This window comes from Streptomyces sp. NPDC048644, from assembly GCF_043199105.1.
GTDB lineage: Bacteria > Actinomycetota > Actinomycetes > Streptomycetales > Streptomycetaceae > Streptomyces.
The window spans coordinates 1-14,674 of the sequence record NZ_JBICVO010000011.1 but is presented as its reverse complement, the minus strand read 5'-3'; the positions used below and the strand labels follow the sequence as shown (position 1 = coordinate 14,674).

Annotated in this window: 13 protein-coding genes and 1 riboswitch; of the genes, 2 read left to right on the top strand and 11 right to left on the bottom strand. The window is 69.0% G+C overall.

The window, feature by feature from the left end:
* Window positions 1–334: 334 nt before the first annotated feature.
* The gene (locus tag ACGFNI_RS24250; RefSeq protein ID WP_308409344.1) at window positions 335–541 is read left to right on the top strand and encodes a DUF5999 family protein; all 207 of its coding nucleotides are present in this window, start codon (window positions 335–337) and stop codon (window positions 539–541) included.
* Window positions 542–610: 69 nt separating this feature from the next.
* Here the strand turns inward: ACGFNI_RS24250 and gcvP are convergent, their stop codons facing one another.
* Window positions 611–3,496, bottom strand: a complete 2,886-nt coding sequence (gene gcvP, locus ACGFNI_RS24245; RefSeq protein ID WP_393686728.1) for an aminomethyl-transferring glycine dehydrogenase — start codon at window positions 3,494–3,496, stop codon at window positions 611–613.
* Between the two features lie 186 nt (window positions 3,497–3,682).
* Window positions 3,683–3,780: riboswitch (glycine riboswitch) on the bottom strand.
* Between the two features lie 114 nt (window positions 3,781–3,894).
* Between gcvP and ACGFNI_RS24240 the strand changes: the two genes are divergently transcribed.
* A complete protein-coding gene (locus ACGFNI_RS24240; protein WP_393686727.1) occupies window positions 3,895–4,269 on the top strand; it encodes a PRC-barrel domain-containing protein in 375 nt (124 codons plus the stop codon).
* Here ACGFNI_RS24240 and ACGFNI_RS24235 read toward each other — a convergent pair.
* From ACGFNI_RS24235 to ACGFNI_RS24190, 10 genes are all read right to left on the bottom strand, one after another.
* Entirely contained in the window at window positions 4,188–5,705 is a 1,518-nt protein-coding gene (locus tag ACGFNI_RS24235; RefSeq protein WP_393686726.1) for a DNA polymerase IV, read from the bottom strand. The genes ACGFNI_RS24240 and ACGFNI_RS24235 overlap by 82 nt on opposite strands.
* A 90-nt stretch (window positions 5,706–5,795) precedes the next feature.
* Window positions 5,796–6,401, bottom strand: coding sequence for a MerR family transcriptional regulator (locus ACGFNI_RS24230; protein WP_393686725.1), 606 nt, complete (start codon window positions 6,399–6,401; stop codon window positions 5,796–5,798).
* Between the two features lie 201 nt (window positions 6,402–6,602).
* A complete protein-coding gene (locus ACGFNI_RS24225) occupies window positions 6,603–7,076 on the bottom strand; it encodes a bifunctional nuclease family protein (protein WP_006606439.1) in 474 nt (157 codons plus the stop codon).
* A gap of 53 nt (window positions 7,077–7,129) precedes the next feature.
* Window positions 7,130–7,879 (bottom strand): MerR family transcriptional regulator, encoded by a 750-nt coding sequence (locus tag ACGFNI_RS24220; RefSeq protein WP_393686724.1) that lies wholly within the window; start codon window positions 7,877–7,879, stop codon window positions 7,130–7,132.
* Window positions 7,880–7,896: 17 nt separating this feature from the next.
* Complete coding sequence (locus tag ACGFNI_RS24215; RefSeq protein WP_393686886.1) at window positions 7,897–8,757, bottom strand: FHA domain-containing protein; 861 nt, start codon at window positions 8,755–8,757, stop codon at window positions 7,897–7,899.
* Window positions 8,758–8,875: 118 nt separating this feature from the next.
* A complete protein-coding gene (locus tag ACGFNI_RS24210; protein WP_393686723.1) occupies window positions 8,876–9,898 on the bottom strand; it encodes a DUF881 domain-containing protein in 1,023 nt (340 codons plus the stop codon).
* A 5-nt stretch (window positions 9,899–9,903) separates the two neighbouring features.
* Window positions 9,904–10,236 (bottom strand): small basic family protein, encoded by a 333-nt coding sequence (locus tag ACGFNI_RS24205; RefSeq protein ID WP_003984969.1) that lies wholly within the window; start codon window positions 10,234–10,236, stop codon window positions 9,904–9,906.
* Entirely contained in the window at window positions 10,233–11,165 is a 933-nt protein-coding gene (locus ACGFNI_RS24200) for a DUF881 domain-containing protein (RefSeq protein ID WP_393686722.1), read from the bottom strand. The genes ACGFNI_RS24205 and ACGFNI_RS24200 overlap by 4 nt, the downstream gene beginning before the upstream one ends.
* 75 nt (window positions 11,166–11,240) lie before the next feature.
* Window positions 11,241–13,736, bottom strand: a complete 2,496-nt coding sequence (locus ACGFNI_RS24195; RefSeq protein WP_393686721.1) for a sugar phosphate nucleotidyltransferase — start codon at window positions 13,734–13,736, stop codon at window positions 11,241–11,243.
* A 114-nt stretch (window positions 13,737–13,850) separates the two neighbouring features.
* Window positions 13,851–14,462 (bottom strand): CDP-alcohol phosphatidyltransferase family protein, encoded by a 612-nt coding sequence (locus tag ACGFNI_RS24190; protein WP_393686720.1) that lies wholly within the window; start codon window positions 14,460–14,462, stop codon window positions 13,851–13,853.
* Window positions 14,463–14,674 lie beyond the last annotated feature (212 nt).

The following is a 14,674-nucleotide window of genomic DNA, read 5'->3' as shown; positions in this document are numbered from 1 at the left end:
CGCATCCGCACGCCGAACCTGACACGGCGCACGCCGTCGCACAGCCGAGCGCCCCGCGAGCCCTTCCGGCCGCGGGGCGCTCGGCTGCGCTCACCCGCGCGGACCGGACCGCCGCTATCACCACCAACACCCTTCGGAGGGTGCGCATTTGGGAGCAACCGCCCGCACGGGTGACACGTCCCTATCGAGTGCGTACCACTGCGGCGAAATCCCTGCGGAATTCCGTCCGCGGGGCAACACTGGGACCGAACCGAAGGAAACGGGGGAAGCGGCCATGACGACTTCATCGAGCCGCACAACAACATTCACCACACCGCAGCGAAAGACAACATCCATGTGTCAGCACCAGCCGCCCTGCCCGTCAGCCGAATCCACCGACCGGGAAGCCGCGCATCCGGTGGCCCATCACCCGGAACAGGGGTGGAGCCTGCTGTGCAACGGCGTCCTCCTCTTCGAGGACACCGGTGAGCTTCTGCCGGACGGGCAGGTCATCGCGCCGCACCGGCCGATCGGCGGATCGCGGCTCGCCACCACCGTCTGACGCGGCACCCACGGAAACAACGGGGCCCCCGGCAGAACTGCCGAGGGCCCTTCTTGCTGCGCCGGTACGTCAGCTGTCGTAATCCTCCATCGGCGGGCAGGAGCAGACGAGGTTGCGGTCACCGAAGGCGCCGTCGATGCGGCGCACCGGCGGCCAGTACTTCTCCGCCGCCACGACGCCGGCCGGGAAGACGGCCTCCTCGCGGGTGTAGCCGTGGGTCCAGTCGCCGCCCAGCGCGCTCGCCGTGTGCGGGGCGTTGCGCAGCGGGTTGTCGTCCTTGTCCCACTCGCCCGAGCCGACCTTCTCGATCTCCGCGCGGATCGCGATCATCGCGTCGCAGAACCGGTCGAGCTCGCCGAGGTCCTCGCTCTCGGTCGGCTCGATCATCAGCGTGCCGGCCACCGGGAAGGACATCGTCGGCGCGTGGAAGCCGTAGTCGATGAGCCGCTTGGCGACGTCGTCGATGCTCACACCGGTCGCCTTCGTCAGCGGCCGGACGTCGATGATGCACTCGTGCGCGACCAGCCCGCCGGGACCGGTGTAGAGCACCGGGTAGTGCGGCTCCAGACGCTTGGCGATGTAGTTGGCGCCGAGCACCGCGACCTGGGTGGCGCGCTTGAGGCCCTCACCGCCCATCAGCCGGACGTACGCCCAGGAGATCGGCAGGATCCCGGCCGAGCCCCAGGGAGCGGCGGAGATCGGGCCGATACCGGTCTCCGGGCCCGCGGTGGGCTGCAACGGGTGGTTGGGCAGGTACGGCGCGAGGTGGGCGCGGACGCCGACCGGGCCGACGCCGGGGCCACCGCCGCCGTGCGGGATGCAGAAGGTCTTGTGCAGGTTCAGGTGCGAGACATCGCCGCCGAACGTGCCCGGCTCGGCGAGCCCGACCAGCGCGTTCAGGTTCGCGCCGTCCACGTACACCTGGCCGCCCGCTTCGTGCACGGCCGCGCAGATCTGGGTGATGTGCTCCTCGAACACACCGTGCGTGGACGGGTAGGTGACCATCAGGACGGCCAGCTCGTCGCGGTGCTTCTCGATCTTGGCGTGCAGGTCGCCGGTGTCGACCTCACCGTCATCGCCTGTCTTGACGACGACGACCTTCATCCCGGCCATCACGGCGCTGGCGGCGTTGGTGCCGTGCGCGGACGACGGGATCAGGCAGACGGTGCGCTGCTCGTCGCCGTTGGCCCGGTGGTACGCCCGCACGGCCAGCAGACCGGCGAGTTCGCCCTGCGAGCCGGCGTTGGGCTGGATGGACACCTTGTCGTAGCCGGTGACCGTGGCCAGCCGCTCCTCCAGCTCCTGGATCAGCGTGAGGTAGCCCTGCGCCTGGCCGGCCGGTGCGAACGGGTGCAGCTGGCCGAACTCGGGCCAGGTGACCGGCTCCATCTCCGTGGTGGCGTTCAGCTTCATCGTGCAGGAGCCGAGCGGGATCATGCCGCGGTCCAGCGCGTAGTCCTTGTCCGAGAGTCGGCGCAGGTAGCGCAGCATCGCGGTCTCGGAACGGTGCTGGTGGAAGACCGGGTGGCTGAGGTACCCGCTGGTCCGCCGCAGCTCTTCGGGCAGCGCATCGGCCGCAGCCGCGTCCAGCCGCTCGACGTCGCCCTGGACGCCGAAGGCACCCCAGACACCGGCCAGCTGCGCACGGCCAGTGGTCTCGTCACAGGCGATACCGACGAGATCGGCGTCGACCAGGCGGAGGTTGACGCCGGCCTCACGGGCCGCGGCCACGACCTCGGCGGCCCGGCCGGGAACCCGTGCGGTGAGGGTGTCGAAGTACGTGTCGTGCACGAGCTCCACGCCGCCGGCCTTCAGACCGTCGGCCAGGATCGTGGCATAGCGGTGGGTGCGCCGTGCGATGTCCGCCAGCCCGTCAGGCCCGTGGTAGACGGCGTACATGCCCGCCATGACGGCCAGCAGCACCTGCGCGGTGCAGATGTTGCTGGTGGCCTTCTCGCGACGGATGTGCTGCTCGCGGGTCTGCAGCGCCAGGCGGTAGCCCTTGTTGCCATCGGCGTCGACGGACACTCCCACCAGCCGCCCCGGCAGGCTGCGGGCGAACTTCTCCCGTACGGCCATGAACCCGGCGTGCGGCCCGCCGAAGCCCATCGGGACGCCGAAGCGCTGGGTGGTGCCGACCGCGATGTCCGCGCCCAGCTCTCCGGGCGAGGTGAGCAGCGTCAGGGCCAGCAGGTCGGCGGCGACGGTGACGACCGCGCCCAACTCCTGCGCCTGCGCGATGACGGCACGCGGGTCACGGACCGTCCCGGAGGCACCCGGATACTGCAGCAGCAGGCCGAAGACGCCACGCTCGGCGATCTCGGCGGGGATGCCGTCGCTCAGGTCGGCGACGACGACCTCGGCACCGGTCGGCTCGGCGCGGGTCCGGATGACGGCGATGGTCTGCGGCAGGCAGTCCGCGTCGACCAGGAAGACGCCCTGCTTGACCTTGCCGACGCGGCGGGACAGCGCCATGGCCTCGGCCGCGGCTGTCCCCTCGTCCAGGAGGGAGGCTCCGGAGGTCGGCAGCCCGGTCAGGTCGGCGACCATGGTCTGGAAGTTGAGCAGCGCCTCCAGGCGGCCCTGCGAGATCTCCGGCTGGTAGGGCGTGTACGCCGTGTACCAGGCGGGGTTCTCCATCACGTTGCGCAGGATCACCGGCGGGGTGAACGTGCCGTAGTAGCCGAGGCCGATCATCGGGGAGAGAATCTTGTTGCGGTCGGCGAGACCGCGCAGTTCCGCCAGGACCTCCGCCTCGGAGCGGCCCTGCGGCAGGTCCAGCGCCTCCGCGCTCTTGATCACGTCGGGCACGGCGGCTGCGGTCAGCTCGTCCAGCGAGCCGAACCCGACCTGCGCGAGCATCTTGGCCTGCGACGCGTCGTCGGGGCCGATGTGCCGCTGCTCGAAGGGCGTACCGCGCTCCAGCTCGGTCAAGGAGATGCGTGTGGTGGTCATCTGCGGGGGCCTCCTGGTCTCAGCGACCTACGAGGGGCACCACGGCACTGGTGCCCGGACGGCCTCCCCCTCTGTCATCTCAACCTGAGAGCTTCACCGGCCCACGCCCGCGGACCGGCTTTCACCGTCGGTGAGGAGGGGTTCCGCGCTGCATCGCCCGTGGCCCGCCCTGCTTTCCAGAGTGACCTCGTCCATGCGGTACGTGTGCCTGAGAGATTCCGGGGAGGATTTGCTCCTTCGGCGCCCCCGCCGCGAACGGCAAAGGACTCTCCCGCATGGGGTCTGCGGCCATTTGCCAGCCTACCAGCGCGCCATCCGAGAGATCCTTCGAGTGGCCGAGGCATGAAATGTGCCGTTTGGTAGTTGTCACAAGGCAGTTGCGACCAGTTGGAGGGGCCGTGCAAACCGATATCGATCCCCGGAGCCTGATCGGCCGCAAGGCATTCGACCGCCACGGAGCCAAAATCGGCACCGTGGACGAGGTGTATCTCGACGACGCGACCGGAGAGCCGGAATGGGCCGCGGTACGCACGGGTCTCTTCAGCCGCGACGCCTTCGTCCCCCTGGAACCCAGCAAAGTGGTCGACGAGGGACTGCACATCCCGTACGACCGCAAGCTGATCAAGGACGCCCCCGACTTCGGAGTCGGCCGGCACCTCTCCCCCGAACAGGAACTCCAGCTCTACCACCACTACCGGCTGGATATCTCCTCCCCTCCGGACTCCGCACCCGCCGACCAGGACTTCGGACGGGTGGCCGGAACGGACGACTGAGGCGCGGGCCCGCCGCCCGCCCCCGGGGACACCACGGGCCCCACCCCGGCACCCGGCGGCGGCTGCGCGGCCGGATCCCCGCCCACCAGCGGCAACGGCTCCCCGGGCCGCAGCGCCTGATCGTCAACGGCGAACGTCCGCACCCTCCCGGGCGCCGACCAGGGCTGCTCGAACCGTACGGTCACCCGCCCCACACCGCTGCCCTGCACCCACCCCGCGCCGAACTCCTCGTGAACCACATCGAGCCCGGGGTGCCAGACGCGTGGCCGCACCTCCTCCGCCGGCTCCGGCTCGCCCTGCCCCGCCGCCTCCACCGCAGGCGCCGCCTGGGCCGCCAGAGCCGCTTCCGCGGCTTCCCGCTCCGTCGCCGCCTGGGCGAACAGGTCCTCCTGCGTGAAGTCGGCCAAGCCGCTCACCCCCACACCGAGCAGTCGCACCCCTCCCGTGGTGTCGACGGTCTCCAGCAGCCGGGTGGCGGCCTCGCGGACCACCGACGGATCGTCCGTCGGCCCGCGCAGCGTCTCCGACCGGGTCAGCGTCGAGAAGTCGTAGTTCCGCACCTTGATGACCACCGTGCGCCCGGAGCGGCCGGCCGCCCGCAGCCGCTGCACGCAACGGTCGGCCAGCCGCAGCAGCTCCGACCGCACCCGCGTCCGGTCGGTCAGATCGACGTCGAAGGTGTCCTCCACCGACACCGACTTCGCGTCACGCTCGGCCACCACCGGACGGTCGTCCCGGCCCAGCGCCATGGCGTACAGCCCCGCGCCGTGCGCCCGCCCCAGAAGCCGCACCAGCTCCGCCTCACCCGCCTCCGCGGTCTCGGCCACCGTCGCGATGCCGGCCCTGCGCAACGCCTCCGCGGTCGCCGGACCGACCCCGGGCAGCGTGCGCACCGGCATCGGCCCCAGCAACTCCCGCTCGGTGCCCGGCTCGATCACCACCAGGCCGTCCGGTTTGGCCGCCTCCGACGCGATCTTGGCCAGCATCTTGGCGCCCGCCAGCCCCACCGAACCGGTCAGGCCCGTGACGGCCCTGATGTCCCGCCGCAGCTGCTCCCCCACAGCACGGACGGCCGCCGTCTCGGCGGCGACGCCACCGGCCTCCAGATCGACGAACGCCTCGTCCAGGCTCAGCGGCTCGACCAACGGCGACAGATCGTGCAGCAGCTCCATCACCAAGCCACTCACTTGGCGGTAGACCGTGAAGCGCGGACTCAAGTAAGCGGCGTTGGGGCACAGCCGACGCGCCTGAGCGGTCGGCATCGCGGACCGCACCCCGAAGACCCGCGCCTCGTACGACGCGGTGGACACGACCCCACGCGGCCCGACCCCGCCGACGATCACGGGCTTCCCGCGCAGACTCGGCTTGGCCGCCTGCTCGGCGGCTGCGAAGAACGCATCCATGTCGAGATGCAGAATCGTCGGCGCTGGTCTCACAAGACCGATGCTGCCGCATACCACTGACAATCGGCCCCGAGCCGAGCCGCGCACCCCGCGGGACCTGGCCCGCGGATCCGTCCGCCGGGGTCAGCCGGCGCGGTTGCGCCGCCGGGCCAGCTCGTCGTGCGGGTTCTGCCCGATCAGGGTCTCGCCGGTGTCCACCCGCTCGCCGTGCAGCTGTGACAGCGTGCTCTCCACGTCCCGCCACACCACGCCGATGGCGATACCGAACACGCCCTGCCCGCCCTGGAGCAGGTCCACGACCTGGTCGGGCGAGGTGCACTCGTAGACGGTCGCGCCGTCGCTCATCAGCGTCATCCGCGTCAGATCGGCCAGCCCGCGCGAGCGCAGGTGCTGAACCGCGGTGCGGATGTTCTGCAACGAGACACCGGTGTCGAGCAGCCGCTTCACAATCTTCAGGACGACGACGTCGCGGAAGCTGTAGAGCCGTTGGGTACCGGAGCCGTAAGCGGGGCGGACGCTCGGCTCGACCAGGCCGGTACGCGCCCAGTAGTCGAGCTGCCGATAGGTGATGCCGGCTGCGGCGCACGCGGTCGGGCCGCGGTAGCCGATGGTCTCCGCCTCGCGGTCCCCCGACACCGCCGCGGTCTGTACCGGGGTGCGGTTCGCCGTCACATTCGAATGGAGCGGCAACGCCCCTTCCGCCGCCGTACCGTCGCCGGTGATTGCCACGCCGCCCTCCGTCCTCCACGTCCCGGACGGGACCTGCATATCGACGGTATGCAGTCACTCGGGGTGCGTCAACGATCGCCGCGCTCGCCACGCCGAGTGATAATCACCCCACGAGTGGTTTCCCGTGACTCCGGACGGGGAACGCGTAGCAGGTTGGCCGAAAGAGAACGGCCGTGGCCGAATTCTCCGGCCCGGCCGCTGTCACTGACTGTTGGTGCCGAAGTCCTCGGGCGAAATCTGGTCGAGGAACTCGCGGAACTTCTCCACCTCGTCCTCCTGCTCGTCCGGGATCGCGATGCCCGCGTCGTCCAGCACACCGTCGGTGCCAAAGATCGGCGTACCGGTGCGCAGCGCCAGCGCTATCGCGTCGGACGGACGGGCACTGACCTCCACACCACTGGCGAAGACCAGTTCGGCATAGAACACCCCCTCGCGCAGATCCGTGATGCGGACCTGCGTCAGCTCCTGGCCCACCGCCTCCAGCACGTCCTTGAAAAGGTCATGCGTCAGCGGCCTGGCAGGAACCATGCCCTGCTGGGCGAAAGCAATGGCGGTGGCCTCCCCCGGCCCGATCCAAATGGGCAAGTAGCGGTCGCCTCCCACCTCCCGTAGCAGCACGATCGGTTGGCTGGAAGGCATTTCCACCCGGACACCCACGACGTCGAGCTCGTTCACACAGCAACCCTAGGACGTGCCCGGCAGGTTTGGGTAGTCGGGCACTCTTTTGCTCATTGGAGATGGAGCCGGAGCGCGGCCTGGACCAGTGCCGCGTGCAGCCGTACGGACAGCGTCGCCAGCTCCCTCGCGGTGGCCTCCGCATGCGCCCTGGTCTGCGGATTACGATGCCGCCGCAGGGGTGCGACGACCTGTTCCACCAGGCCGGCCTCGCGTTCGGCAGCCGCCTTCACGGCCCGCAGATGGCGCGGCTCCAATCCGAAACGGCCGAGATCCGCCACCAGTTTGGCCACGGTGACCGCCTCGACGTCGTAACCGCCGTCCGCATCGGGCACGATCAGCCCGTACGCCTCCCAGTCGGTCAGCGCGGCCTCGTCGACCTCGGCGGCAGCCAGCAGCTCCGCGCGGCCGATACGGACCGCCGTAGGACGCTCCTCATCGGGCCCGTGCACCCCCTCCACCAGATCCCGGGACGGGGTGGCCGGAGCCGGGAGCTGGACCTGCTCACCGCGCTCCAGGGCGTCCAGATGCTCCCGGATGACCTTCAGCGGCAGATAGTGGTCCCGCTGCATGCGCAGGATGCTCGCCAGCCGCTGGACGTCCTGAGCGGTGAATTTGCGGTACCCGGACGGTGTACGCGTCGGCTCGACGAGTCCCTCGGCCTCCAAGAAACGGATCTTGGAGATCGTGACCTCGGGAAACTCCTCGCGCAGCTTGGTGAGCACCGCACCGATGCTCACCGGCTTGCCGTCCGAAGAGGCGGTGCCGGACGTACCGGCACCGCCTGTCGGTGTATGGCGCATATACCTTCCCCGGCCGGTCAGATACCGGCGCCTCGCTGGCTCGCGTAGAAGACCAGGCGGTACTTGCCGATCTGCACCTCGTCGCCGTTGGCAAGGGCGACAGAGTCGATCCGCTCACGGTTGACGTAGGTGCCGTTGAGGCTGCCGACGTCGGAGACCGTGAAGACACCGTCCTGACCGCGACGGAACTCCACATGGCGGCGGGAGACCGTCACATCGTCGAGGAAGATGTCGCCCTGCGGGTGCCGGCCCGCCGTGGTCAGCTCGCCGTCCAGGAGGAACCTGCTGCCGGAGTTCGGCCCCCGGCGCACGACCAGCAGCGCCGAGCCCAACGGCAGGGCGTCCACGGCCGCCTGCGCCTCGGGGGACAACGACGGGGTCAGGGTCTGGCCCGTCGCCTCCGCGTCGTACGCCTCAAGGCCCGAGATGGAGATGGTCGATGTCGTCTCGGATGCGCGCTCGGGCCTGGCCCCCGCGCGCAGCGGCGCACCGCAGTTGGAACAGAACCGGCTCGCCTCGGCGTTCCGGTGACCGCACCTCGTACAAACCGGCAAGGCCGACCCTCCATCCGTGCCCGACGTCGACGGATCCTGGGAACCTATGCGGCCGGGACCGGAAGGGTCAACAGAACCCGCGCCGTGGCCTCCGGAAACACCACCGGTCGGACCCGCGACCTCGTCGCGGAAGAGCGGACGGTCCTCGCCGGAACCGCTCTCGTCGGACTGGCGCGGAGCGCGGTGCCGCGCCGAGCCGCTGCCGCCCTCCTGTCGTGCGCTCTTGCCGAACAGCTTTGCAAACAACTTCACGGGCGATTCCCCTTGAACGAAACAGACCCGCCCGTGGGGCAGGACGAACCCTCGATGCACACACCGGCCGATCCGGACATCCTGTGAACGTCCGTGGCCTTCAGACAGTTTCCACCACGCACCACATACACGGTGCGTCGACCCCCCGCTACCTCATGCCCTCCCCGGGCTCTCCCCATACGCGTCTCTCTCACTGCGATGACGACCGAGCGTAGTCAGGCCGCTTCGCCTCTCGCAAGGCGTCCACAATGATCTTCCCCACTCGGGTCACATCCACCGTGGCCTGCTCCTTTTCCAGCGTCTGCACCACACCGCCAGGGATGTTGAGCGCCGGCTCCAGGTCCTGCGGCTTGCCGATGACCTTGAACCGGTACGGCTGCGTGACCCGCTTGCCGTCGATCTGCACCCCGCCCCTGACATCCGAAAGAGCGGTGCTCGCGACCACCCGTACGTCATTCACCTGGATCGCCTCGGCACCGGCCGCACGCAACTCCTGGATGGTGTCCAGCAACTTGTCCGCCTCCACGGAGTGCGTCGGGTCGTCGATGGTCAGATTGATGCCGGGCCCCTGGGCCGCGACGGTCCCGGCCAGCACGCCCAGCTGCTGTTCCTTCTCCACGGTCTGCTTACGGGCCTCCTCGGCCTGGTTCGAGCTGTTCTCCAACTCGGTCTTCTGTCCCTCCAGGCGCCGCTGTTCGTCCGTCAACCGCTGCGAGCGATTGTCCAGTTCATCCAGGATCCGCACCAGGTCCTCCTGGCGGGCACCCCGCAGCGCACTGCTGTCACTCGTGGAACGTACCTGAATCGCCAGGCCGAGGCCGAGAATGAACAGGAGTACCGCAACGATCAGTTGAGCGCGGGTCAGCCGCGGCGGCCACAGGCTGGCACGCAGCCGCTGCCGACCGGTCTGCGGCCCGTCCGGAGCCTTACCTTCCTCTTCCGTGTCCTCCGGGGCCTGCGACGATGACGGAACGGAGGACGCCGTCACGTCCTCGCCGGGCGCCGGGGCAGCCGGTCCACCACCGCCGTCCCCGTCCTCCGCACCGGCCCGCTGCGGGGCGTCACGGCTCTCCGGAGGCATCGGCCGCCGGTCCGCCGCACCGCGCGCCGGTTCCGCGTCCGCCGCCCGCTCACGTCCGGGCGCGTCACCGGGCTGAGGGCTCTCGCCGGGCTCCTGCGCCCGCTCCGGCTCCGGGGTCTCGTCGGTAGCCATCCGCCTCACGCCCTGAAGACGTGCCGGCGGATCGCGGCAGCGTTAGAGAAGATCCGGATTCCCAGCACCACGACGACGCCGGTGGAGAGTTGGGCGCCGACGCCGAGCTTGTCACCGAGGAACACGATCAGCGCGGCCACCACGACGTTCGACAGGAAGGAGACGACGAAGACCTTGTCGTCGAAGATGCCGTCGAGCATCGCGCGCAGACCACCGAACACGGCGTCCAGCGCCGCGACGACAGCGATCGGAAGGTAGGGCTCGACCACCGTCGGCACCACGGGTCGGACCACGAGCCCGACCACGACTCCCACGATGAGGCCCAGTACGGCGATCACGATGTGCCCTTCCCTGTGTCGGCGCCGTCCGCCTTCGCGGCACCGGCCTGCGGCTGTGCTGTACGTACGATCAAACTGGGCGCGGGCGGCAGCTTGACCTCACTCTCGGCCGAAATCCTGGTGCGCACGCCGTAGTTCTCCTGCAACACGTGCAGATACCGGCCGTCGGCGCTGTCCTGGAACGCGGTGCTGAGCCGCTGCCCGTCCCCCACCGCCAGCACCGTATAGGGCGGCACCAGTGGCTTGTTGTCGACCAGTATGGCGTCTCCTGCGGCTCTGATCGCCGAGAGTGACGTAAGCCGCTGCCCGTTGACGGAAATCGCCTCGGCACCGGACCCCCACAGGCCGTTGACCACCCGCTGCATGTCCCGGTCGCGCACCCGCCCGGTGTCGGTGAAACCACTGCTCTCCCGAGGACCGCCGCCACTGGACGCCGCTTCCTTGGCGTCGTCCACGACCAGCTTCACCCCGGGTCCTGTGACCTGCGTCGATCCGGCCAGCAACGCCAGCAGCTCGGCCTTGTCACCGCCGTGTCTGCGCAGCGCCTCACGCTGCATCGCATCGACGGAATCCCGCAGCGCGTCCACCCGCTCCTGCTGCTCGTCGGCCTCGCCGGTGCCCTTCTGGATGCGGTGGACGAGTTCCTCGTGCTCCTTGGCCAGCGTCGGTGCCGACACCCGCGCCTGCGCGGCACCGACCGTCACCACCACCGCCGCGAGCACCAGCCCCGCCGCAAGGCCCAACTTCGCCCGCAGCGTGCGGGGCAGGCCGCGCACACCGGCTGCGGACTTGCGCGCGGCGACCTCCGCGTAGCCGTCGTCGAGGCTGTGATCCATCACGTTGGTCAGCAGCGACATGGACGCATCGGGGCGCGCAGCCGGCTTCTTGGTGGTGCTCCGATCGGGGCGCTGCTGCGACATGCCGCACATCGTCGCACGTCGCCCGCACGGTCTCCCAATGGCCCCACCGGCATGCCGAGTCCGGCACGCCGGTGGGGTCAGGCCTCAGCGTCCGGCGCCGTCGACCACCGCCGACCACTCGTCCAGCAGCTGCTGAGCCGAGGCATCGTCCGGCCCCTCGGCCCACAGATGCGTGACCGCCTCGGCGGGGTCGGGCAGCACCAGCACCCAGCGGCCGTCCGACTCGACGACCCGCACCCCGTCCGTGGTGTCGACGGACCGGTCACCCGCCGCCTCCACCACGTGTCGCATGACCAGGCCCTTGACCGCCCACGGCGTCGCCAGATCACGACGCTGGACGTGCGCACGCGGAATCCGCGCATCGATCTGGCTCAGCGTGAGCTGCGTACGGGCCACCAGACCGATCAGCCGCACAAACGCCGCCGAACCGTCGAAGACGCTGCTGAACTCCGGAATGATGAAGCCGCCCCGGCCGTCCCCGCCGAAGACGGTGCCGTCCTCACGGCCCACCCGCGTCAGATCGTCAGGCGACGTCGTCGTCCACTCGACCTGGGTGCCGTGGTACGCGGCGACCTGTTCGGCGATCCGCGTCGTGGTCACCGGCAACGCCACACGGCCACTGCGCCGTTCCGCGGCGATCAGATCGAGCATCACCAGCAGCGCACGGTCGTCCTCGATGATCCGGCCACGCTCGTCCACCAAGGACAGCCGCTCACCGACGGGATCGAAGCGCACGCCGAACGCGGCCCGCGCCGACGCCACGATCTCCCCGAGGCGGACGAGCCCCTTGCGCCGGGTGTCGGCCGTCTCGGTCGGCCGCGACTCGTCCAGACCGGGATTGATGGTGAGGGAGTCCACCCCGAGCCGGCCCAGCAAGCTGGGCAGCACCAGCCCGGCGCTGCCGTTCGACGCGTCGACGACGACCTTCAGCCCGGAATCGGCGATGCCCGTGGTGTCCACGGCCCGCAGCAGGGATCCCGTGTACGAGTCGAAGACGCTGGACGGGAACCGCAGATCACCGATCTCACCCGGGAAGGCGCGACGGTACTCCTGGCGGGCGTAGACGCGGTCGAGCTTGCGCTGGCTCGCCTGCGAAAGGTCGGCGCCACGCTCGTCGAAGAACATGATGTCGACGGAGTCCGGTACCCCGGGCGTCGTCCGCACCATGATCCCGCCCGCGCTGCCGCGAGCCGTCTGCTGCCGCGCCACCGGCAGCGGCACATTCTCCAGGTCCCGCACGTCTATGGCACTGGCCTGGAGGGCGGAGATCACCGCGCGTTTCAGCGCCCGCGCGCCACGGGAATGGTCGCGTGCGGTGGTGACCGTGGTGCCCTTCTTCAGCGTCGTGGCATACGCCCCCGCAAGCCGCACGGCGAGTTCGGGCGTGATCTCGACGTTGAGGATGCCGGAAACCCCGCGGGCACCGAAGAGATGCGCCTGCCCCTTGGATTCCCAGATCACCGAGGTGTTGACGAAAGCGCCGGCCTCAATGGTCTTGAACGGATAGACCCGCACATTGCCCTGGACGATCGATTCCTCGCCGACGAGACACTCATCGCCGATCACCGCACCGTCCTCGATCCGGGCGGCCCGCATGATGTCGGTGTTCTTCCCGATCACACACCCACGCAGATTGGTGTGCCGACCGATGTAAACGTTGTCGTGGACAACGGCCTTGTGCAGGAAGGCACCGCTCTTGACGACGACGTTGGAGCCGATGATCGTGTGCTCGCGGATCTCGACGTCCGCCTCGACCTTCGCGTAGTCACCGATGTAAAGCGGCCCTCTCAGGACCGCGTCGGGATGGACCTCGGCGCCTTCCGCGATCCATACCCCTGGGGAGATCTCGAAGCCGTCGAGATCGACATCGACCTTGCCCTCCAGGACATCGGCCTGCGCCTTCACATAACTCTCGTGGGTACCGACGTCCTCCCAGTAGCCTTCGGCGACATAGCCGTAGATCGGCTTGCCTTCCTTCATCAGCTGCGGGAAGACGTCGCCCGACCAGTCCACGGAAACATCGGGCTGCACGTAGTCGAAGACCTCGGGCTCCATGACGTAGATGCCCGTGTTGACGGTGTCCGAGAACACCTGGCCCCAGGTGGGCTTTTCCAGGAAGCGTTCGACCTTGCCCGCTTCATCGACGATGGTGATGCCGAACTCCAGCGGATTGGGCACCCTCGTCAGACAAACGGTGACGAGGGCGCCCTTCTCCTTGTGGAACCGGATCAGGTCGGTCAGGTCGAAGTCGGTGAGCGCGTCCCCGGAAATGACGAGGAAAGCGTCATCCCGGAGGGCTTCCTCCGCATTCTTCACGCTACCTGCGGTGCCCAGAGGTTTTTCCTCATTGGCGTAGGTGAGCTCCATTCCGAGCTCTTCCCCGTCGCCGAAGTAGTTCCGGACGAGCGAGGCAAGGAATTGCACAGTCACGACGGTCTCATTGAGACCATGCCGTTTCAGCAGCCTCAGCACATGCTCCATGATCGGCCTATTGGCCACCGGGAGCAGCGGTTTGGGCATGCTGGACGTCATGGGGCGAAGGCGTGTGCCTTCACCGCCGGCCATCACAACGGCCTTCATGTCGGAAGCGTCCTCCTCTAAGAGACGACGGTCTTGCCGACTTCACCCGTCCAGATCGCCCACTGTTCTCACGCACGGGCACCGGGTAGTACGGGTTTTGCCTGTTCGGCGAGCTCAGTCGGCTGTGGTGTCCGCCCTGATGATCCGGCGGACCTGAACCACGTAGAGGATTCCTGCCCACCAGTACAGCGCCGTACCCCATCCGGCGAACGCCCATCCGAAAATAGCAGCGAGAGTCTGGAGCCAGCCACTTCCCACACTCAAGAGGAGCAACGGGAAGGCGTACATGAGGTTGAACGTGGCCGCCTTGCCCAGGAAGTTCACCTGCGGCGGACCGTAACCGTGCCGGCCCAGGAATCCGACGGCGATCAACAGCATGAGTTCACGCGCGAGCAGCGCCGCGGTGAGCCACCACGGAAGGATCTCCCGCCAGGTGAGCCCCACCAGGGTCGACAGAATGTACAGTCGGTCGGCGGCCGGGTCGAGGATGCGCCCCAGGCTGCTGATCTGGTTCCAGCGGCGGGCGAGCTTTCCGTCCAGGTAGTCGCTGACGCCGCTCAGGGCGAGCACCAGCAACGCCCAGCGGTTGGCCGACTCGGGCCCGCCGAATTCCGGCCAGAGAATCAACCACAGGAACACCGGCACACCGACCAGGCGCGCCATGCTCAGAATGTTCGGGATGGTGAGGACGCGATCCGTCTGGACCCGCGTCTCCTGGACCTCCACGCGGGGGCCTCCTGTGGGAAATGTGCCAATGATGCCCCCTGACCTTACCTGCACGGCCGGCGGCTCCGTACCGTGGGTCCGGTCCGAACTCTTCCGGGAACGCAAAAAAGCTCCGGTCCCTGAACCAAAAGGTCCAGGAACCGGAGCTGAAAAATTGTTCGGCGGCGTCCTACTCTCCCACAGAGTCCCCTCTGCAGTACCATCGGCGCTGA

Bases quoted from the DNA above. Each gene is read 5' to 3' on its own strand.
- ACGFNI_RS24250 (WP_308409344.1), top strand. From the start codon at position 335: ATGTGTCAGCACCAGCCGCCCTGCCCGTCAGCCGAATCCACCGACCGG.
- gcvP (WP_393686728.1), bottom strand. From the start codon at position 3,496: ATGACCACCACACGCATCTCCTTGACCGAGCTGGAGCGCGGTACGCCC.
- ACGFNI_RS24220 (WP_393686724.1), bottom strand. From the start codon at position 7,879: ATGCGCCATACACCGACAGGCGGTGCCGGTACGTCCGGCACCGCCTCT.
- ACGFNI_RS24210 (WP_393686723.1), bottom strand. From the start codon at position 9,898: ATGGCTACCGACGAGACCCCGGAGCCGGAGCGGGCGCAGGAGCCCGGC.
- ACGFNI_RS24200 (WP_393686722.1), bottom strand. From the start codon at position 11,165: ATGTGCGGCATGTCGCAGCAGCGCCCCGATCGGAGCACCACCAAGAAG.
- ACGFNI_RS24195 (WP_393686721.1), bottom strand. From the start codon at position 13,736: ATGAAGGCCGTTGTGATGGCCGGCGGTGAAGGCACACGCCTTCGCCCC.